14 protein-coding genes are annotated in these 14,047 nt (G+C 70.4%); 4 read left to right on the forward strand and 10 right to left on the reverse strand.

Going from position 1 to position 14,047, the window contains the following annotated elements; all coding sequences use genetic code 11:
* Positions 1-16 precede the first annotated feature (16 nt).
* Together NS3_RS26505 and NS3_RS26510 are read right to left on the reverse strand one after the other, a co-directional pair.
* Complete coding sequence (locus NS3_RS26505) at positions 17-1,492, reverse strand: DHA2 family efflux MFS transporter permease subunit (RefSeq protein WP_067865257.1); 1,476 nt, start codon at positions 1,490-1,492, stop codon at positions 17-19.
* Between the two features lie 64 nt (positions 1,493-1,556).
* Positions 1,557-2,159 (reverse strand): PadR family transcriptional regulator, encoded by a 603-nt coding sequence (locus NS3_RS26510; RefSeq protein ID WP_067865259.1) that lies wholly within the window; start codon positions 2,157-2,159, stop codon positions 1,557-1,559.
* Between the two features lie 280 nt (positions 2,160-2,439).
* On the opposite strand from NS3_RS26510, the gene NS3_RS26515 reads away from it, so the two are divergent.
* Positions 2,440-2,742, forward strand: coding sequence for a hypothetical protein (locus NS3_RS26515; RefSeq protein ID WP_067865263.1), 303 nt, complete (start codon positions 2,440-2,442; stop codon positions 2,740-2,742).
* A gap of 43 nt (positions 2,743-2,785) precedes the next feature.
* Here the strand turns inward: NS3_RS26515 and NS3_RS26520 are convergent, their stop codons facing one another.
* The 8 genes from NS3_RS26520 to NS3_RS26555 all read right to left on the reverse strand — a co-directional run bounded on the left by NS3_RS26520 (position 2,786) and on the right by NS3_RS26555 (position 10,772).
* Positions 2,786-3,697 carry a glycine betaine ABC transporter substrate-binding protein gene (locus NS3_RS26520; RefSeq protein WP_067865266.1) on the reverse strand — a complete coding sequence of 304 codons (912 nt, stop codon included), beginning with the start codon at positions 3,695-3,697 and terminating at the stop codon, positions 2,786-2,788.
* 459 nt (positions 3,698-4,156) lie between these two features.
* Positions 4,157-5,353 carry an NAD(P)-dependent malic enzyme gene (locus tag NS3_RS26525; protein ID WP_067865269.1) on the reverse strand — a complete coding sequence of 399 codons (1,197 nt, stop codon included), beginning with the start codon at positions 5,351-5,353 and terminating at the stop codon, positions 4,157-4,159.
* Positions 5,354-5,781: 428 nt separating this feature from the next.
* On the reverse strand, positions 5,782-7,404 hold the full coding sequence (locus NS3_RS30390; RefSeq protein ID WP_067865272.1) for an FAD-dependent oxidoreductase: 1,623 nt from the start codon (positions 7,402-7,404) through the stop codon (positions 5,782-5,784).
* 51 nt (positions 7,405-7,455) lie between these two features.
* Entirely contained in the window at positions 7,456-7,713 is a 258-nt protein-coding gene (locus NS3_RS26535; protein ID WP_245649827.1) for a hypothetical protein, read from the reverse strand.
* A 5-nt stretch (positions 7,714-7,718) separates the two neighbouring features.
* Entirely contained in the window at positions 7,719-8,573 is an 855-nt protein-coding gene (locus tag NS3_RS26540; protein ID WP_067865278.1) for a PHP domain-containing protein, read from the reverse strand.
* Between the two features lie 59 nt (positions 8,574-8,632).
* Positions 8,633-9,211: a suppressor of fused domain protein gene (locus NS3_RS26545; protein WP_084495958.1), complete on the reverse strand. Its 579-nt coding sequence runs from the start codon at positions 9,209-9,211 to the stop codon at positions 8,633-8,635.
* Between the two features lie 2 nt (positions 9,212-9,213).
* Positions 9,214-9,705: a YflT domain-containing protein gene (locus NS3_RS26550; RefSeq protein ID WP_067865281.1), complete on the reverse strand. Its 492-nt coding sequence runs from the start codon at positions 9,703-9,705 to the stop codon at positions 9,214-9,216.
* A 122-nt stretch (positions 9,706-9,827) separates the two neighbouring features.
* Positions 9,828-10,772, reverse strand: coding sequence for an HpcH/HpaI aldolase/citrate lyase family protein (locus NS3_RS26555; protein WP_067865282.1), 945 nt, complete (start codon positions 10,770-10,772; stop codon positions 9,828-9,830).
* A gap of 54 nt (positions 10,773-10,826) precedes the next feature.
* Here NS3_RS26555 and NS3_RS26560 point away from each other — a divergent pair, with 54 nt between their 5' ends.
* The 3 genes from NS3_RS26560 to NS3_RS26570 form a co-directional block, all read left to right on the forward strand.
* Positions 10,827-12,107 (forward strand): magnesium transporter MgtE N-terminal domain-containing protein, encoded by a 1,281-nt coding sequence (locus tag NS3_RS26560; protein ID WP_067865283.1) that lies wholly within the window; start codon positions 10,827-10,829, stop codon positions 12,105-12,107.
* A complete protein-coding gene (locus tag NS3_RS26565; RefSeq protein WP_067865285.1) occupies positions 12,104-12,697 on the forward strand; it encodes a DUF1003 domain-containing protein in 594 nt (197 codons plus the stop codon). The genes NS3_RS26560 and NS3_RS26565 overlap by 4 nt, the downstream gene beginning before the upstream one ends.
* 359 nt (positions 12,698-13,056) lie before the next feature.
* Positions 13,057-14,047, forward strand: a 991-nt coding sequence (locus NS3_RS26570) for a lytic transglycosylase domain-containing protein (RefSeq protein WP_245649828.1), incomplete at its 3' end; no start/stop codon positions are given.

Below are 14,047 nucleotides of genomic sequence, written 5' to 3' on the forward strand. Positions count from 1 at the left end.
ACGCCGCGAACGCCTTCTAGGCCGACACCGAATCCGCGCCGGCCGATTCCACCTCGACCTTGCGCGCGGGATGGCCGACGAACAGCGCCGAGGCCACCACACCGATCAACAGAATCGCACCGGGCAGGATGATCGACTGGGCGAGCGAGGAACTGAACCCGTCGAGCAGTTGCGGCGGAAGCGCGGCCTGCTGACCGAGCCCCTCGCCCACCGGCCCACCGTCGCCGAGCCCGTGCGCGGCCAGTCGCGAGGCGATGAGCGCGCTGATCGCGGCCGTGCCGAGCACCGAACCGACCTGCCGGGTGGTGTTGTAGATGCCCGAGCCCGCACCCGCCTGCCGGACCGGCAGATTGTGGGTGGCGGTGGAGGCCAGCGGTCCCCAGATGCAGGCATTGGCCAGACCGGCGATGCCCGCGGCGATCAGGAACCACACCAGATGCGACTCCGGGGTCATCACCGCCGACCACCAGAAGATCATCAGGGCGAAGACCAGGAACCCGACGGTCGGCATCACGCGCGGCGGGAGCCGGTCGGAGAAGCGGCCGATGAACGGGGCGGTGAACCCGGTGACGATCGCCATCGGGGCGAGCACCAGCGCGGAGGCGGTGGGCGACATGTCCCGCACCGACTGCAGATAGAAGTAGACCGGCACCATCACCGAGGTGACCGCGGCGCCCATCGCGGCGATCGCCACGTTCGCCAACGCGAAATTGCGGTCCTTGAACAGTTCCAGCGGCACCAGCGGTTCCCCGGTGTTGCGCGACTGGTTGACCACGAACAGGCCGAGGACCGCCACGCCCGCGCCGATCAGCAGCCAGATCCGCGGCGACCAGTCGTAGGCGCTGCCCTCCTGGATGCCGAAGACCAGCAGGAACATGCCCAGACCGCTGAGCAGCACGCCCGGGATGTCGAACTTGTGCTCGTTCGTCGGCAGCGCGGGCACCAGCCACACCGCCAGCGCGAAGGCGACGATGCCGACCGGCAGGTTGACGATGAAGACCCATTCCCAGCTCAGCGTGTCGACCAGGACGCCGCCGAGCAGTGGACCGACCAGCGTCGCCAGACCGGCCACGCCGCCCCACAGGCCCATCGCGGCGCCGCGTTTGTCCGGCGGGAAGGTGCGGGTGATCACCGCCATGGTCTGCGGCGTCATCAGCGCCGCACCGAGGCCCTGCACGGCGCGGGCGACGATCAGCATCTCGACGGTGCCCGAAAGACCGCACCACAGCGACGCGGCGGCGAACACCGTGAGGCCGAGCAGGTAGATCCGCTTGGGACCGTAGCGGTCACCGAGCCTGCCGGTGACCAGCAGCGGCACCGCGTAGGCGAGCAGGTAGGCGCTGGTCACCCAGATGACTTCGTTGATATCGGCGCCGAGGTCGACCATGATCGCCGGATTGGCTACCGCGACGATGGTCATGTCGAGCAGGATCATGAAGAAGCCGACGACCAGCGCCGACAGCGCGAGCCACGGATTACGGCTTTCGGACACGGGACGTTTCCTAACTGCGATGACGGAAAGTATCTGAGGGCGTGAAGGTCTGAGGCGCAGTGGATCAGGCGGTGCGTTCGCCCGTTTCCGGCTCGAACTCCTCCCACTCCAGCGCGCCCTCGGCGAGTTCATCGACCATTGCGGCGAGCCAATCACGCTGTGCGCGCAGGGTTTCACGCTGATAGGGCAGGACGATCCAGTAGCGCCGGGCGCCGGCGCTCGTCGTGGCGGCGGCGATCATGGAGTCGAGTTCGGCGAGTTCGGCGTCCAGATGCGAGATCCGCTCGCGCAACAGCCCGACCACCTGATCGGCGGGCAACGAGTGCGACTCGGCGAGGCCCATGAGGAATTCCGGATATTCCGGGCACGGCGAACGCAGGATCTCCGCGATCCGGGACCGCAGCACGGCGCGCCCTTCTCCGGTGATCCGGTAGGTGGTGCGTTCGGGCCGGTTACCTTCCCGGTCCACACCGCCCGCGCAGACCAAGCCTTGATCAGCCAGCCGGGCCACCGTGTGGTAGAGCGAGCCCGGCCGCACTTTGACCAGTCGGTCCTCCCCACGGCCGACCATCGTCTGGAACATCTCGTAGGGATGCATGGGCCGCTCGTCGAGCAAGCCGAGCACCGCGATCGCCAGAGCGGTCGGCGCGCCGCGCACCTTTCCCATCGCCGATCCTTCTCTCTCTCGCCCGATCCCGCCCCACGGGAGATCGATATATTCAAGACGGAATACTCCAGATGGACTATACACTCGCGCCCATCGGGGCGGTACCCGGACTACACAGAGGACGGCCACGGCGCCCCCGAAAATAGGGGCAAGAATCTGAAACATGCCGTTTCCAAAGTTTCTACACTGGGCGGGTCCCACTCGGCCGCCACCTCGGCCCGTCGCGAAAGTTACCGCTGTGAAACGACATTCAGTGCTCCTTCCGGTCCGTCGCGCCCTCGTGATCACCCTCGTCGCGGCCGCGGCCTTCGCGGGAGCCGGGACCGCCACAGCGGATTACGGCTTCCCCTTCCCACCTCCCGGGTCTACATCCACCGGATCCGGCAACGCCTCCACCGGCAGCGTCGACACCACCGGCAGCTACGAGGGAGATGCGTTCGTCGGCTCGGCGGTGCTAGCGACGATCATCGACTACCCCGCCTGGCTGATTTGGGGGCCGCTGGGCATAGCGCAGTACTTCTGGTGCCACCTGAGCACCTTCAGCAGCGACGAGTGCGTCGATAACTCGGACCCCGTTTCGTAACAGCCCGAATCCACCCGCCACAGCCGGATATGGGACCTCGGCTTCAGAGACCATGCGCGTCGAGCCAGTGTCGAGCCAGGTCCGGCGCCGACTCACCGGCCTCGACAGCACGGATCAGCTCGATCAGCTCGTTGGTGGTCAACTCCCCCGCCACGTAGTTGAGCTTGCGCATCCGCACCTCGTCGAGCAGACCGGCGCGCAAGAGCGGGACGATGTTCTCGGCGCGGATTGCGTAGTCCTCGTCGGCCAGCACCGTCAGGCCATCGGTCGCGCCGGGGGCCAGTTCCGGCGGGCCGGTGAGCAGGCCGGCCTGGAGCGCGCCGGAACGCAGGGACTCGCGCAGCGCGAGCGGACCGGATTCGGGAGCGACCGCGGCGAAAGCGCACTCGTGCACAACGACGTCGGTCACGCCGACGTCGGTGGAGTCGCGCAGCAGACCGGGCAGCGCGGCGACGCCCGCCACGGTATCGGCGCAGCGCGGAAGGAGATCGGCGACGGTGGTCAGGCCGTCGCGGGCCGCGCGGTCGGCGGCGACGACGAGCCGGGGGCGCAGGTCGACACCGTCAGCCGGGTCGGCCACGGTGAGATCGGCGGGCAGGGCGCGCGACAGGGCGGTGACGACCTCGTCGGGAGTGCGGGCCGTGGAGCCGGAATCCAGGGCGGCGAGCAGATCACCGGTCTGTTCGCCGACGAGGTCGACGGCCCCCTCGTCCAGCGCGGCCAGATAATCAGGACGCTGCCCGAGATCGGCCCGCACCCGGACCGGCAGGCCGGTGCGCGCCAGGGCGCCCGCGTAGATCTCGGCGAGTACCCGGGACTCGGCGCTGTCGCCCGCGCCCACCACGAATGTCCGATCCTGATCGCCGCTGCCGCACGACACCGCGAGCGCCGCGAGCGCGACGAGCACGAGAGCGCCGACCCGGGTACGGGCCAGACGCTTCGACGACGCGGTCACGCGGGAACGCCGCCGCACCGGATTCGCACGCACCGCCAGTGCCGGAGTCTGCGTGGGAGCAGAAGTCGCGACCGGAGGCCGAGCCGGGGCCACGGCTGGAACCGCGGTCGGAGGCGGAGGCGCGGATGTGGCCGAAGGCTCGGATGCGGATGTGGCCGCAGGCGCGGCGGGCGCCGAAGCCGGAAGCGCGGCTCGAGCCGAAGTCATGGCCGGCGCCGAGGTCGCGGGCGAAGTCGGTGTCGCGGCCGACGTCGGTGGCGCGGCCGAAGTCGGTGGCGCGGCCGAAGTCGGTGGCGCGGCCGACGTCGGGGTCAGCCCGCGGGCTGAGAGCGGTTCGGGCACCGCTGAAATGTACCGTCGGCCGGTCGGCGGGTCACCCTGCGGCCCGGCCCCACGAGAAACGCCGAGGCGCCCCGCTCCAGTGGAGCGAGGCGCCTCGGCGCACTACGTGATCAGGTGTTACACAACGCCTTCGGCATGCGCGGCGGCCGCGACAGCCTCGGCCACGGCCGGCGCGACGCGCGGATCCAGCGGGCTGGGCACGATCTTCTCCGGGCCGAGTTCGTCGGCGACGACGCTCAGGATGGCGTTGGCGGCGGCGATCTTCATGCCCTCGGTGATCCGGCGGGCGCCCGCGTCCAGCGCGCCCTTGAACACGCCGGGGAAGGCCAGCACGTTGTTGATCTGGTTCGGGAAGTCGCTGCGGCCGGTCGCCACGATCGAGGCGTACTTGCGCGCCACGTCGGGGTGGATCTCCGGGTCCGGGTTGGACATGGCGAACACGATCGACTCGGGGGCCATCGTGGCGATGAGCTCCTCGGGGATCACGCCGGCCGACAGGCCGAGGAACACATCCGCGCCCGCCAGCGCCTCGGCGGAGCCGCCGACCAGTCCGCGCGGGTTGGTGCGCTGGGCCAGCTCGGCCTTGACGGGGTTGAGGTCGCCGCGATCGGCGCTGATGATGCCCTTGGAGTCGAGCACGGTCACATCGGCCACGCCCGCGGCCAGCATGATGTTGGTGCACGCGACACCGGCCGCGCCCGCACCGGACACCACGACCTTCAGGCCCTCGATGCCGCGGCCCTGCACCCGGGCCGCGCCGTTGAGCGCGGCGAGCACCACGATGGCGGTGCCGTGCTGGTCGTCGTGCATGACCGGGCAGTCCAGCGCCTCGACGACGCGCTTCTCGATCTCGAAGCAGCGCGGGGCGGAGATGTCCTCCAGGTTGATCGCGCCGTAGCTCGGGCGCAGCCGGATCAGGGTCTCGACGATCTCGTCGACGTCCTTGGTGTCGAGCACGAGCGGGATCGAGTCCAGACCGGCGAACTTCTTGAACAGCGCCGCCTTGCCCTCCATCACCGGCAGCGAGGCGCGCGGGCCGATGTCGCCGAGACCGAGCACCGCGGTGCCGTCGCTGACGACGACGACCAGACGGTCGGTCCAGGTGTAGCGCTTGGCCAGCGATTCGTCCTGCGCGATCGCGCGGCTGACCTGCGCGACGCCCGGGGTGTAGGCGATGGACAGGTCCCGCTGGGTCTCCAGCGGTGAGGAGAGCTCGACCGAGAGCTTGCCTCCGAGATGTCCGGCGAAGATTTCTTCTTGGGTGATTTCGGACAAACTCGCGGTGGCATTCGGTGCGTCAGTCACAGATGACACGATTTCACTCCTGCTCGGTTCTGGCTCAACCGGGGGACGGTTACCGCCGGGTAGTTGATTTCTGGTGCTCGGTGCCGCGGATCGCGAGCGCCTGCCGGAATTTCGTCGTCGCGACCGTACCGGAACAGCCGGGGAAAATTCGGGATGTGGCGCCGTGCTGATCACGGGGCGGAGCCGGACGGGTGTGTCCGGACGGAATGATCGGGGTGGCCCGCGGGGCGACGGTACGTCGGGCGGCGAGGGTCACCGTGTCTCCGGACCCGGCGGTGGCAAGGATACGGAATCCGCAACATTCTGCCAGCCGGTCCGACGACATGCCAAACCGGCCTCGCGGAAACCGGTGACTGGCCATATCCCGAGCGTAGGGCCCGGGAATTACCTCCGGGTTAGGGGAAACTCGCCGTCGGCGCGCGGCCCGCGGTGAGCTGTTACATCGGGACCGGGTCGACCGGGGTGAGATCGGGTCTGGCCACGCCGGACCTGTCCGGCTGCCTGACCGCGGGCGACCAGCGGGTGGTCGACGGCGCGGCAGCCGGGCGTTCGCGCTCCACCAGGATGTCGTCGAGCCCCTCGACGAACAGGCGGGTGCGCCACTGCGGGGACAGCGCGGGGTGATCGGTCCGATGGTGCAGGCCGCGGCTCTCCGCGCGGACCAGCGCGCTGTGGGCGCTCCAGCGGGCCACCGCCAACATGGCGGCCGCCTCCCGCGCGCGCACCAGGTCCGGGCCGCGCCCGCCCAGGTCGAGGCGGGCGCCGGGCCAGATGAGATCCAGCTCGCCGATGCTGTCGCGCAGGCTGCCCGCACTGCGCAGGTAGCTGCGCCGCAGCGGCAGGGTGTGTTCCTGCACCAACCCGATCACCGCCCGCGGATCGACCATGGATCGGGCGGCCAGGCCCGCGCCGGGCACCGGGAAGGCCCGCGCGGGCACGCCGCGTTCCCGCACCCGCGCGGCGGCGCCACGGCCTGCCCATACGCCCGAGGCGATGGCCCAGGCGGCGTGCCTGCCGCTCGCGCCGCCCGCGGCGCCGGAGACCGCCTGACGGTCGGCCACATCGCCCGCGACGTAGAGGCCGGGCACGGTGGCGGCGCAGTCCGGCCCGGCCTGCGCGATTCCGCCGCTGCCGCGCACCGTGCCTTCCAGCACGGCGCGGATCGGTATCCGGCCGGTGGCGTCGAGCAGGCCGATGCGGGTGAGTCGTTCCCTGGTAGCGCTCAGCAGGCCGGTCGGCTCGGCGAACACCCGCTTGCCCGCGGCGAGCGCTACCAGGGCGGCGGACCGGTGCCCGGGCAGTGCGGCGCCGGATTCGTCGAACAGCGGCGCGGTGCGCAGGACCGGATGCAGGGCGAGCGCCGAGCGGTCGATCGGCCCGGCGGCGGTGTGCGCCACGGCGATCCCGTAGGCGCCCGCGAATTCCATGCCGGACAGGCGCGCGCCCGCCTCGGCGGCCATCAGCAGGCCGTCACCGGTGGCGGCCTCGGTGCCCACCGCGGCGGACCGGAACGCGCAGCCGCCGGTCGCCATGACCACCGCGCCCGCCCGGACGGTCCAGCTGCGGTAACGCTCGCCCGGATACACCCCGCAGGCGCCCGCGACCGCATCGGAGGCGTCCACCAGCAGCTGCAGCGCCGGATGGTGATCGAGGATCAGTACGCCCGACAGGCGCAACCGGCGACGCAGCAACCGCAGGTAGCGGGCACCGTCGAGGCGGGCACCCGCGGGCGCGGCCGCCCGGCGCGACACCGGGAAGCGATACCCCCAGCGCTCCAGGTCCCGCGCGCGATCGTGTGTCTCGTCGAGAACGCGGCGCATCCAGAGCGGGTCGCCGAGCCCGCCGCTGTGCCGCAGCGCTTGGCGTACCGCGTCCTCGCGGGCCGGACCGGACGGGGTGTTCCACAGCGGACGGATTCCGTCGACGGCCGGTCCCCCACCGGCGCAGCGCCCCTTGTCGGCCACGACGACACGGGCGCCGTCGGCAGCGGCCGAGAGAGCTGCCCAGATTCCCGCGGGCCCCCCGCCGAGAACCAGCACATCCGTCTCGATCTCGGTCATACAACGAAATGTTCGGCCACATTTCACCGGCCCGCAACCATTATCCCGGGCTCAACCCCACCATTGTGTCCAAATCAATATCCCGGAAGCGAGGAAAACAGCCGCCGACCCGACAAGCGCGGCCATTCCCCTGCTGCGGTCCGAGAAAAGTTGCGCGCCGATCACTGTGGCCGCGATCGCGATATGCCAGAGCACCGATTCGCCGCCGGGACCGGGAAAACCGCGCCGTGCGCCGATGAATGCCGCGCCGATCACGACCAGCGCGAGCACCACCGTTCCGGCCGCGACCGTGCCGCTGAGCGCACGCACCGGTCTCACGAGGCGATCACCGGTACCCCGGTCGCGCCGGCCACCAGCCGCTCGAATTGCTCGGGGCCGGTGGTGAATTCGCCGAGTTCGATGGTCTTGTTGGTGCCGTGGTAGTCCGAGGAGCCGGTGGTGAACAGATCGAGGTCGGCGGCGAGCCCGGTCAGCAGCGCCCGGTCGGCGGGCGAGTGGTCGGGGTGGTCGACCTCCAGGCCGCCCAGCCCGAGCGCGGCGAGTTCGCTGATGTCCTGCACGGCCAGCAGCCTTCCGCGCTTGCGCGCCCTGGTGTGGGCGAGCACGCTGACCCCGCCCGCCTCGGCGATCATCCGCACCGCCCGGCGCAGCGGGGTGTCGGCTTTCTCGGCGTAGTAGCGCCCGTGCGGGGCGAGCAGTTCCAGGAACGCGGCGTCCACACTGGGCACCACCCCGGCGGCGACCAGCGCCCTGGCCAGATGCGGACGCCCGGCCGACGGTCCCGCGGAAGCCAGCACCTCGTCGGGATCGATGGGCAGGCCGTCGTAGGCCATCAGCTCCGCCATCGCCCGCAGCCGATCGGTCCGCTCCGCGCGCAACCGCTCGCGTTCCTCGGCGAAAGCACGGTTGGACGGGTCGAAGAGATAAGCCAGCAGGTGTACCGACACCGGGTAGCCGTCCTCACCCTGGCCCACGCACGACATCTCCATCCCGCGCACCAGAGTCAGGCCGGCGGGGAGCGCGTCGACGGCCTCGGACCAGCCCGAGGTGGTGTCGTGATCGGTGAGGGCCACGACGTCGAGTCCGGCGGCGGCCGCGTTCGCGACCAGCTCGGCCGGTGAGTCGGTGCCGTCGGAGGCGGTGGAGTGGGTATGCAAGTCGATGCGCACCCATCCAGTCTTACAGCGCGAGTTCCCCGTTCCGCACCTGCGGTGTGACCGGCGAGCGACTAGAGCGAGGCCGCGCCGCGGTCGGGGTCACGCACGTCGATGCCCGCCTCGGCCCACGCGTCGCGCAACGCCTGCGCGCCGCGCACCCGCACCCAGGCCGCCTCGGTCGCGGTCACCGGGGTGACCGCCAGATAGCGCACCGGCTCGGCGGGCTCGGGCAGCGTCACCGGATCGATCTCGCTCTCGCCGAGCAGCACCGCGGTGAACGACGAGCCCTGCCACAACTGTTCGCCCAGATCCAGGAGCGCGTCGGCCTGCAACACCACGCCTTCCACCGCGGGGCTGGCGACCAGCACGCCCAGCGCCTTGGCCACTCCGGGCAGAGCCGTGCCCGTGCGCATGCTGAGCACCAGCTCCGCCCTGGGACCGCGCAGCGGGTCGGCGACCAGATCGTGGGGATCGCCCATCGGATGGCGTGAGCCACCCAGGGTCGCGTAGTGCACGACGTCGCCGTCGGCGATGCGCAGGATCTCGATCGGTTCGAGGCCGAGGAAGGTCACCGACGCCGAATCCACTCCGGAGGCGTCCACGCCGAAGTGATCGAGTACCCCGGTGCGGACCCGGTCCAGAACGTCCATGCTCAGATCGCCAGGCGCGCGAGCATGTCGCGAGCCTGCTCGGCGGTCTTCGGATCGCACAGCACGTCGTAGCGACCGGCCACCAGCTGCATGCTGGAGGCGAAGTCGCGCTGCCCCTTGGTGGCCGCGTACGGGATCGAGGTCGAGATGACGCCGAAGATGACGCCGCCGATCAGGCCGACGGCCAGCGGGCCGAAGGCGCTGCCGGTGGTGAACAAGCTCAGCAGCAGACCGAGGAACAGTCCGAGCCAGGCGCCGGAGACGATGCCCCCACCGATGACCTTGCCCCAGGTGAGCCGGTAGAGAACCCGTTCGACCTGCATCAGATCGACGCCGACGATGGTGACGTTCTGTACGGGGAACTGGTTGTCGGCCAGGTAGTCCACGGCCCGCTGTGCCTCGGCGTAGGTGGGATAGGACCCCACCGGCCAGCCCGAGGGCGGCGTCGGCAGACCCGAGCGGGCGTTGTTCGCGCTACCGAGTGGGTTTGTCATAGGACCATTATGGGTCCCCGGCGTCCCGCTCCGCTGGGCACATCGTGTCCGTAGTGTCCCAAGTGTCCGATTTCACCACTCCGGCGGCTACGACTTCCTGGGTGGGCCCGGCCGAGATCTCGTCACTCGGGCGGGGTGAACGAGGTCGTCCGGTTCATTCCCGCCGCGCGCCCCTTCTCCGCGATGACCACGGCCATCTTGGCGCTGGCTTCGTCGATCATCTCGTCGCCGAGCATCACCGCGCCTCGCGCGCCGCCCTCGCCGGAGGTGTAATGGGCGTAGGCGTCGAGGATCTCCTCCGCGCGGTCGTAGTCGGCTTGACGCGGGCTGAAGATCTCGTTGGCCGCCTCGATCTGGGTCGGGTGCAGCACCCATTTGCCGTCGAAGCCGAGTGCCGCGGTGCGCGCGGCCGCCCGGCGGAACCCGTCGAGATCGCGGATCTGCAGGTAGGGGCCGTCGATCGCCTGCAGACCGTGCGCGCGGGCCGCGAGCAGGATGGTCATCAGGATGTGGTGGTAGGCGTCGCCCGGCTCGTAGCCCGGTGGCTGCTCGCCGACCACCAGGGTGCGCATATTGATACTGGCCATGAAATCGGCGGGCCCGAACACCAGCGCCTGCACGCGCGGGCTTGCGGTGGCGATCTCGTCGATATTGCGCAGGCCGAGCGCGTTCTCCAGCTGCGGCTCGATGCCGATGCGGCCGACCTCGAGCCCGCAGGTGCGTTCGAGCTGGGTGAGCAGCAGATCCAGCGCCCGGACCTGACCGGCATCGGTGACTTTCGGCAGCAGGATGGCGTCGATGGCCGCGCCCGCGCCCTCCACGACGGAGATCACATCGCTGTAGGTCCATTGCGTGGTCCAGTCGTTGACTCGCACGACCCGCAACTGCGCCCCCCAGCCCGGCTCGTTGAGCGCCGCTACGATATTCGCCCTGGCCGCGGCCTTGGCCACCGGCGCGACGGCGTCCTCGAGATCGAGGAAGACCTCGTCGACGGGCAGTCCCTTGGCCTTCTCGATCATCTTCGGATTGCTGCCTGGCACCGCCAGAACCGAGCGACGTGGCTTCATTGCGCCTCCTGTGTTGCGACGACCGGTGGCCCGCGAACCTCTAGCCTGGCAAGCATGGCAGCAACCAGGGTGTACATCGCCAGGCTGGCCGGCCTGGCGGTGCTCGGACCGGACGGTGAGTCTATCGGCCGCATCCGCGACGTCGTCGTGGCCGTCCGCTACGACCGTCAGCATCCCCGGGTCCACGGCCTGGTGGTCGAATTGCCCACCCGGCGGCGAATTTTCGTGCCCATGCTGCGGGTGACCTCGATGGAGCCCGGCATGGTCACGCTGAACACCGGCACCGTCAGCCTGCGCCGGTTCCAGCAGCGTCCCGGCGAGATGCTGGCGCTGGCCCAGATCGTCGATTCCAAGGTGCGGGTGGCCGACCCGGAGCTGCCCGACCTGTCCGGCGTCGACGTGTTCGTCATCGACCTGGGCATCGAACAGATCCGCACCCGCGACTGGCACGTCACCCGGGTGGCGGTGCGCGGTCATCGCCGGATCGGGCGGCGCCGCGAGGTGCACGTGGTGGACTGGAAGCAGGTCACCGGCCTGACTCCCTACGAACTCGGCAGGCCGGGTCAGGACGTCACCCGGTTGCTCGGCCAGTTCGAGGGCCTTCGCGCCGCCGATGTGGCGCACATGTTGCGCGAACTGCCGGAGAAGCGCCGCGTCGAGGTCGCCGAGGCGCTCGACGACGAACGCCTCGCCGATGTGGTGCAGGAACTGCCCGACGACGACCAGGTCGACCTGCTCGGCCACCTCGAGGTGCGTCGCGCCGCCGACCTGCTCGAGGCGATGGACCCCGACGACGCCGCCGACCTGCTGGGCGAATTGCCCACCGGGGAACGCGAATCGCTGCTGGCGCTGATGGACCCCGAAGAATCCGAACCGGTCCGGCGGCTGCTGCAGCACTCCCCCGACACCGCGGGCGGCATGATGACCCCGCGCCCGATCGCGGTCACCGCGTCCACGACCGTCGCCGAAGCGCTGGCGCGGGTGCGCAATCCCGATCTGACGCCCGCGCTCGCCTCGATCGTCTTCGTGGTCCGCCCGCCGACGGCGACACCGACGGGCCGGTATCTGGGTTGTGTGCACACTCAGCAACTTCTCCGCGAGCCGCCCGCGCATCTGGTCGGCGGCATCGTCGACACCGACCTCGCGCCGTTGCGCCCGGACGCCACACTCGGCGCGGTCACCCGCTATCTCGCCACCTACAACCTGGTGTGCGGACCGGTCGTCGACGGGGAGAACCACTTGCTCGGCGCGGTCAGCGTGGACGACGTGCTCGACCATCTGCTGCCCGAGGACTGGCGCGAGACCGAACAACGCGAAGGGGTGGCCGCGCCGTGACCGACAAGACCGCGTCCCGCCGGCGCCTGGACACCCCCATGCTGACCCGCTACCGGGTCGGTTGGGACGCCGACGCGCTCGCGCGCGGCAGCGAACGAGTGGCCCGCTTCCTCGGCACCGGCCGCTACCTGGCCATTCAGACCGTGATCGTGGTGATCTGGATCCTGCTCAACGTGTTCGCGGTGTCGCTGCGCTGGGACCCCTACCCGTTCATCCTGCTCAACCTGGCCTTCTCCACCCAGGCCGCCTACGCGGCGCCGCTGATCCTGCTCGCGCAGAACCGGCAGGACAATCGCGACCGGGTGTCGCTGGAGGAGGACCGGTTGCGTGCGGCGCAGACCAAGGCCGACACCGAGTTCCTCGCCAGGGAACTGGCGGCGCTGCGACTGGCCGTCGGCGATGTCGCGACCCGCGACTATCTGCGGCGCGAACTGGACGAAGTACGCGAACTCCTCGAACGCATCGAGACGGCGAGCGGCGGCGCGGACACCGAGGCGCGGCCGCCGAAATCCGGCAAGCTCAGGAAGAAGAGCGCGGGCGCCGGGGCTCCAGCGAAGATGCAGCACACCCCGCCCGGCACCGACGATTGATCGGAAATGCTCAACAACATACTGACTCCTGGGTAGCCTGGTGTCCGTTGTCCGAAGCGCGCCCAGGGCAAGTGGTGGTGCCGGGCCGCTCCCACGACGTAGAGGATTGGTGTGGCCGAATGCGCGTTTCTGCTCCGATAACGATGTCGGCCCTCGTAGTTGCCGGTTTGGTCGCCACAGGTTCGGTGGCCCACGAGCCCGCCTCGGACGAACCACCCGCGACGCGGGAGGCGCTGCTGGCCGCCGCCACGGCGAATCCGGGCGCACACGATCGGACGGCGGCGGATCCCGACTCGACATCCTCGTCCACGGTCGGACTTCTCCCGGTCGCTCCGGACACTTCCCGCAAACTTCGAGCAATGGATCCGACGGCGGACGCGGGCCTGCCGCCGTTCGCCGGAGCGGTTCCGCTGCGCGAGATCTCGCTTCCCAACACCGGCGGCGTGCTCGGCATCCCGGAAATCGTGCTGGCCGCCTACCGTAATGCCGAATTGGCGATGGAATCCGCGATGCCCGGCTGCGGACTGCGCTGGAACCTGTTGGCAGGCATCGGACGCATCGAATCCGCGCACGCGAGCAGCGGCCGCACCGACGCCGCGGGCACCACGGTCTCACCGATCTTCGGTCCGGCGCTGGACGGGACACTGCCGGGCAACGAGATCATCAAGGCAGCCGACGGTGGATACGTGCGGGCGATCGGCCCGATGCAGTTCCTGCCCTCCACGTGGAGCCGGTATTCCGCGGACGGCAACGGCGACGGCGTCGCCGATCCGCACAATGTCTTCGACTCGGCGCTGGCCGCGGGCAAATACCTGTGTTCCGGCGGGCTGGATCTCGCCGATCCGCAGCAGGAATTGCGCGCGGTGCTGCGCTACAACAATTCGATGGCCTATGCCGCCGACGTGCTGAGCTGGTCGGCCGCGTACCGCACCGGCGGCGCGCCCAGGCAGGTCACGATCGCCCCGGACCTCATCCCGCCGGGCTCGGCCCCGATCCTGGCCGCGCCGTCCCCGGACATGACCGCGGTCGACACCGAGGCGCCCACGACCACACCCGCGCCGAAGGACCCCACCGAACTGCCGCCGGGCACCACGCTCACCCCCGGTGCCACGCCCGAGCAGGCCATGATCCACATCCCCGGCCTGCCGCCCATCCCCTGCGGCATCTTCTGCCCGCCACCGGCCCCGGTGGACCCCTGCCTGGAAGCGGCTGTTCCGGCGCCGATGCCCGACCCCGTCGTGCCCGCGCGACCGCTGTCGCCCGGACGCGAATTCGGCGCCCAGCAGCCCGCACCCGCCGAGCCGGCCGCGCCCGCCCAGGAGGCCGGTCGGCCGAACCCGGCGTGCCAGG

It is taken from the genome of Nocardia shimofusensis NBRC 100134, assembly GCF_001613125.1.
Lineage (GTDB): Bacteria > Actinomycetota > Actinomycetes > Mycobacteriales > Mycobacteriaceae > Nocardia > Nocardia shimofusensis.

Coding starts and splice junctions, on each gene's coding strand:
- NS3_RS26510 (WP_067865259.1), bottom strand. CDS start 2,159: ATGGGAAAGGTGCGCGGCGCGCCGACCGCTCTGGCGATCGCGGTGCTC.
- NS3_RS30390 (WP_067865272.1), bottom strand. CDS start 7,404: ATGACCGAGATCGAGACGGATGTGCTGGTTCTCGGCGGGGGGCCCGCG.
- NS3_RS26545 (WP_084495958.1), bottom strand. CDS start 9,211: ATGGACGTTCTGGACCGGGTCCGCACCGGGGTACTCGATCACTTCGGC.
- NS3_RS26550 (WP_067865281.1), bottom strand. CDS start 9,705: ATGACAAACCCACTCGGTAGCGCGAACAACGCCCGCTCGGGTCTGCCG.
- NS3_RS26555 (WP_067865282.1), bottom strand. CDS start 10,772: ATGAAGCCACGTCGCTCGGTTCTGGCGGTGCCAGGCAGCAATCCGAAG.
- NS3_RS26560 (WP_067865283.1), top strand. CDS start 10,827: ATGGCAGCAACCAGGGTGTACATCGCCAGGCTGGCCGGCCTGGCGGTG.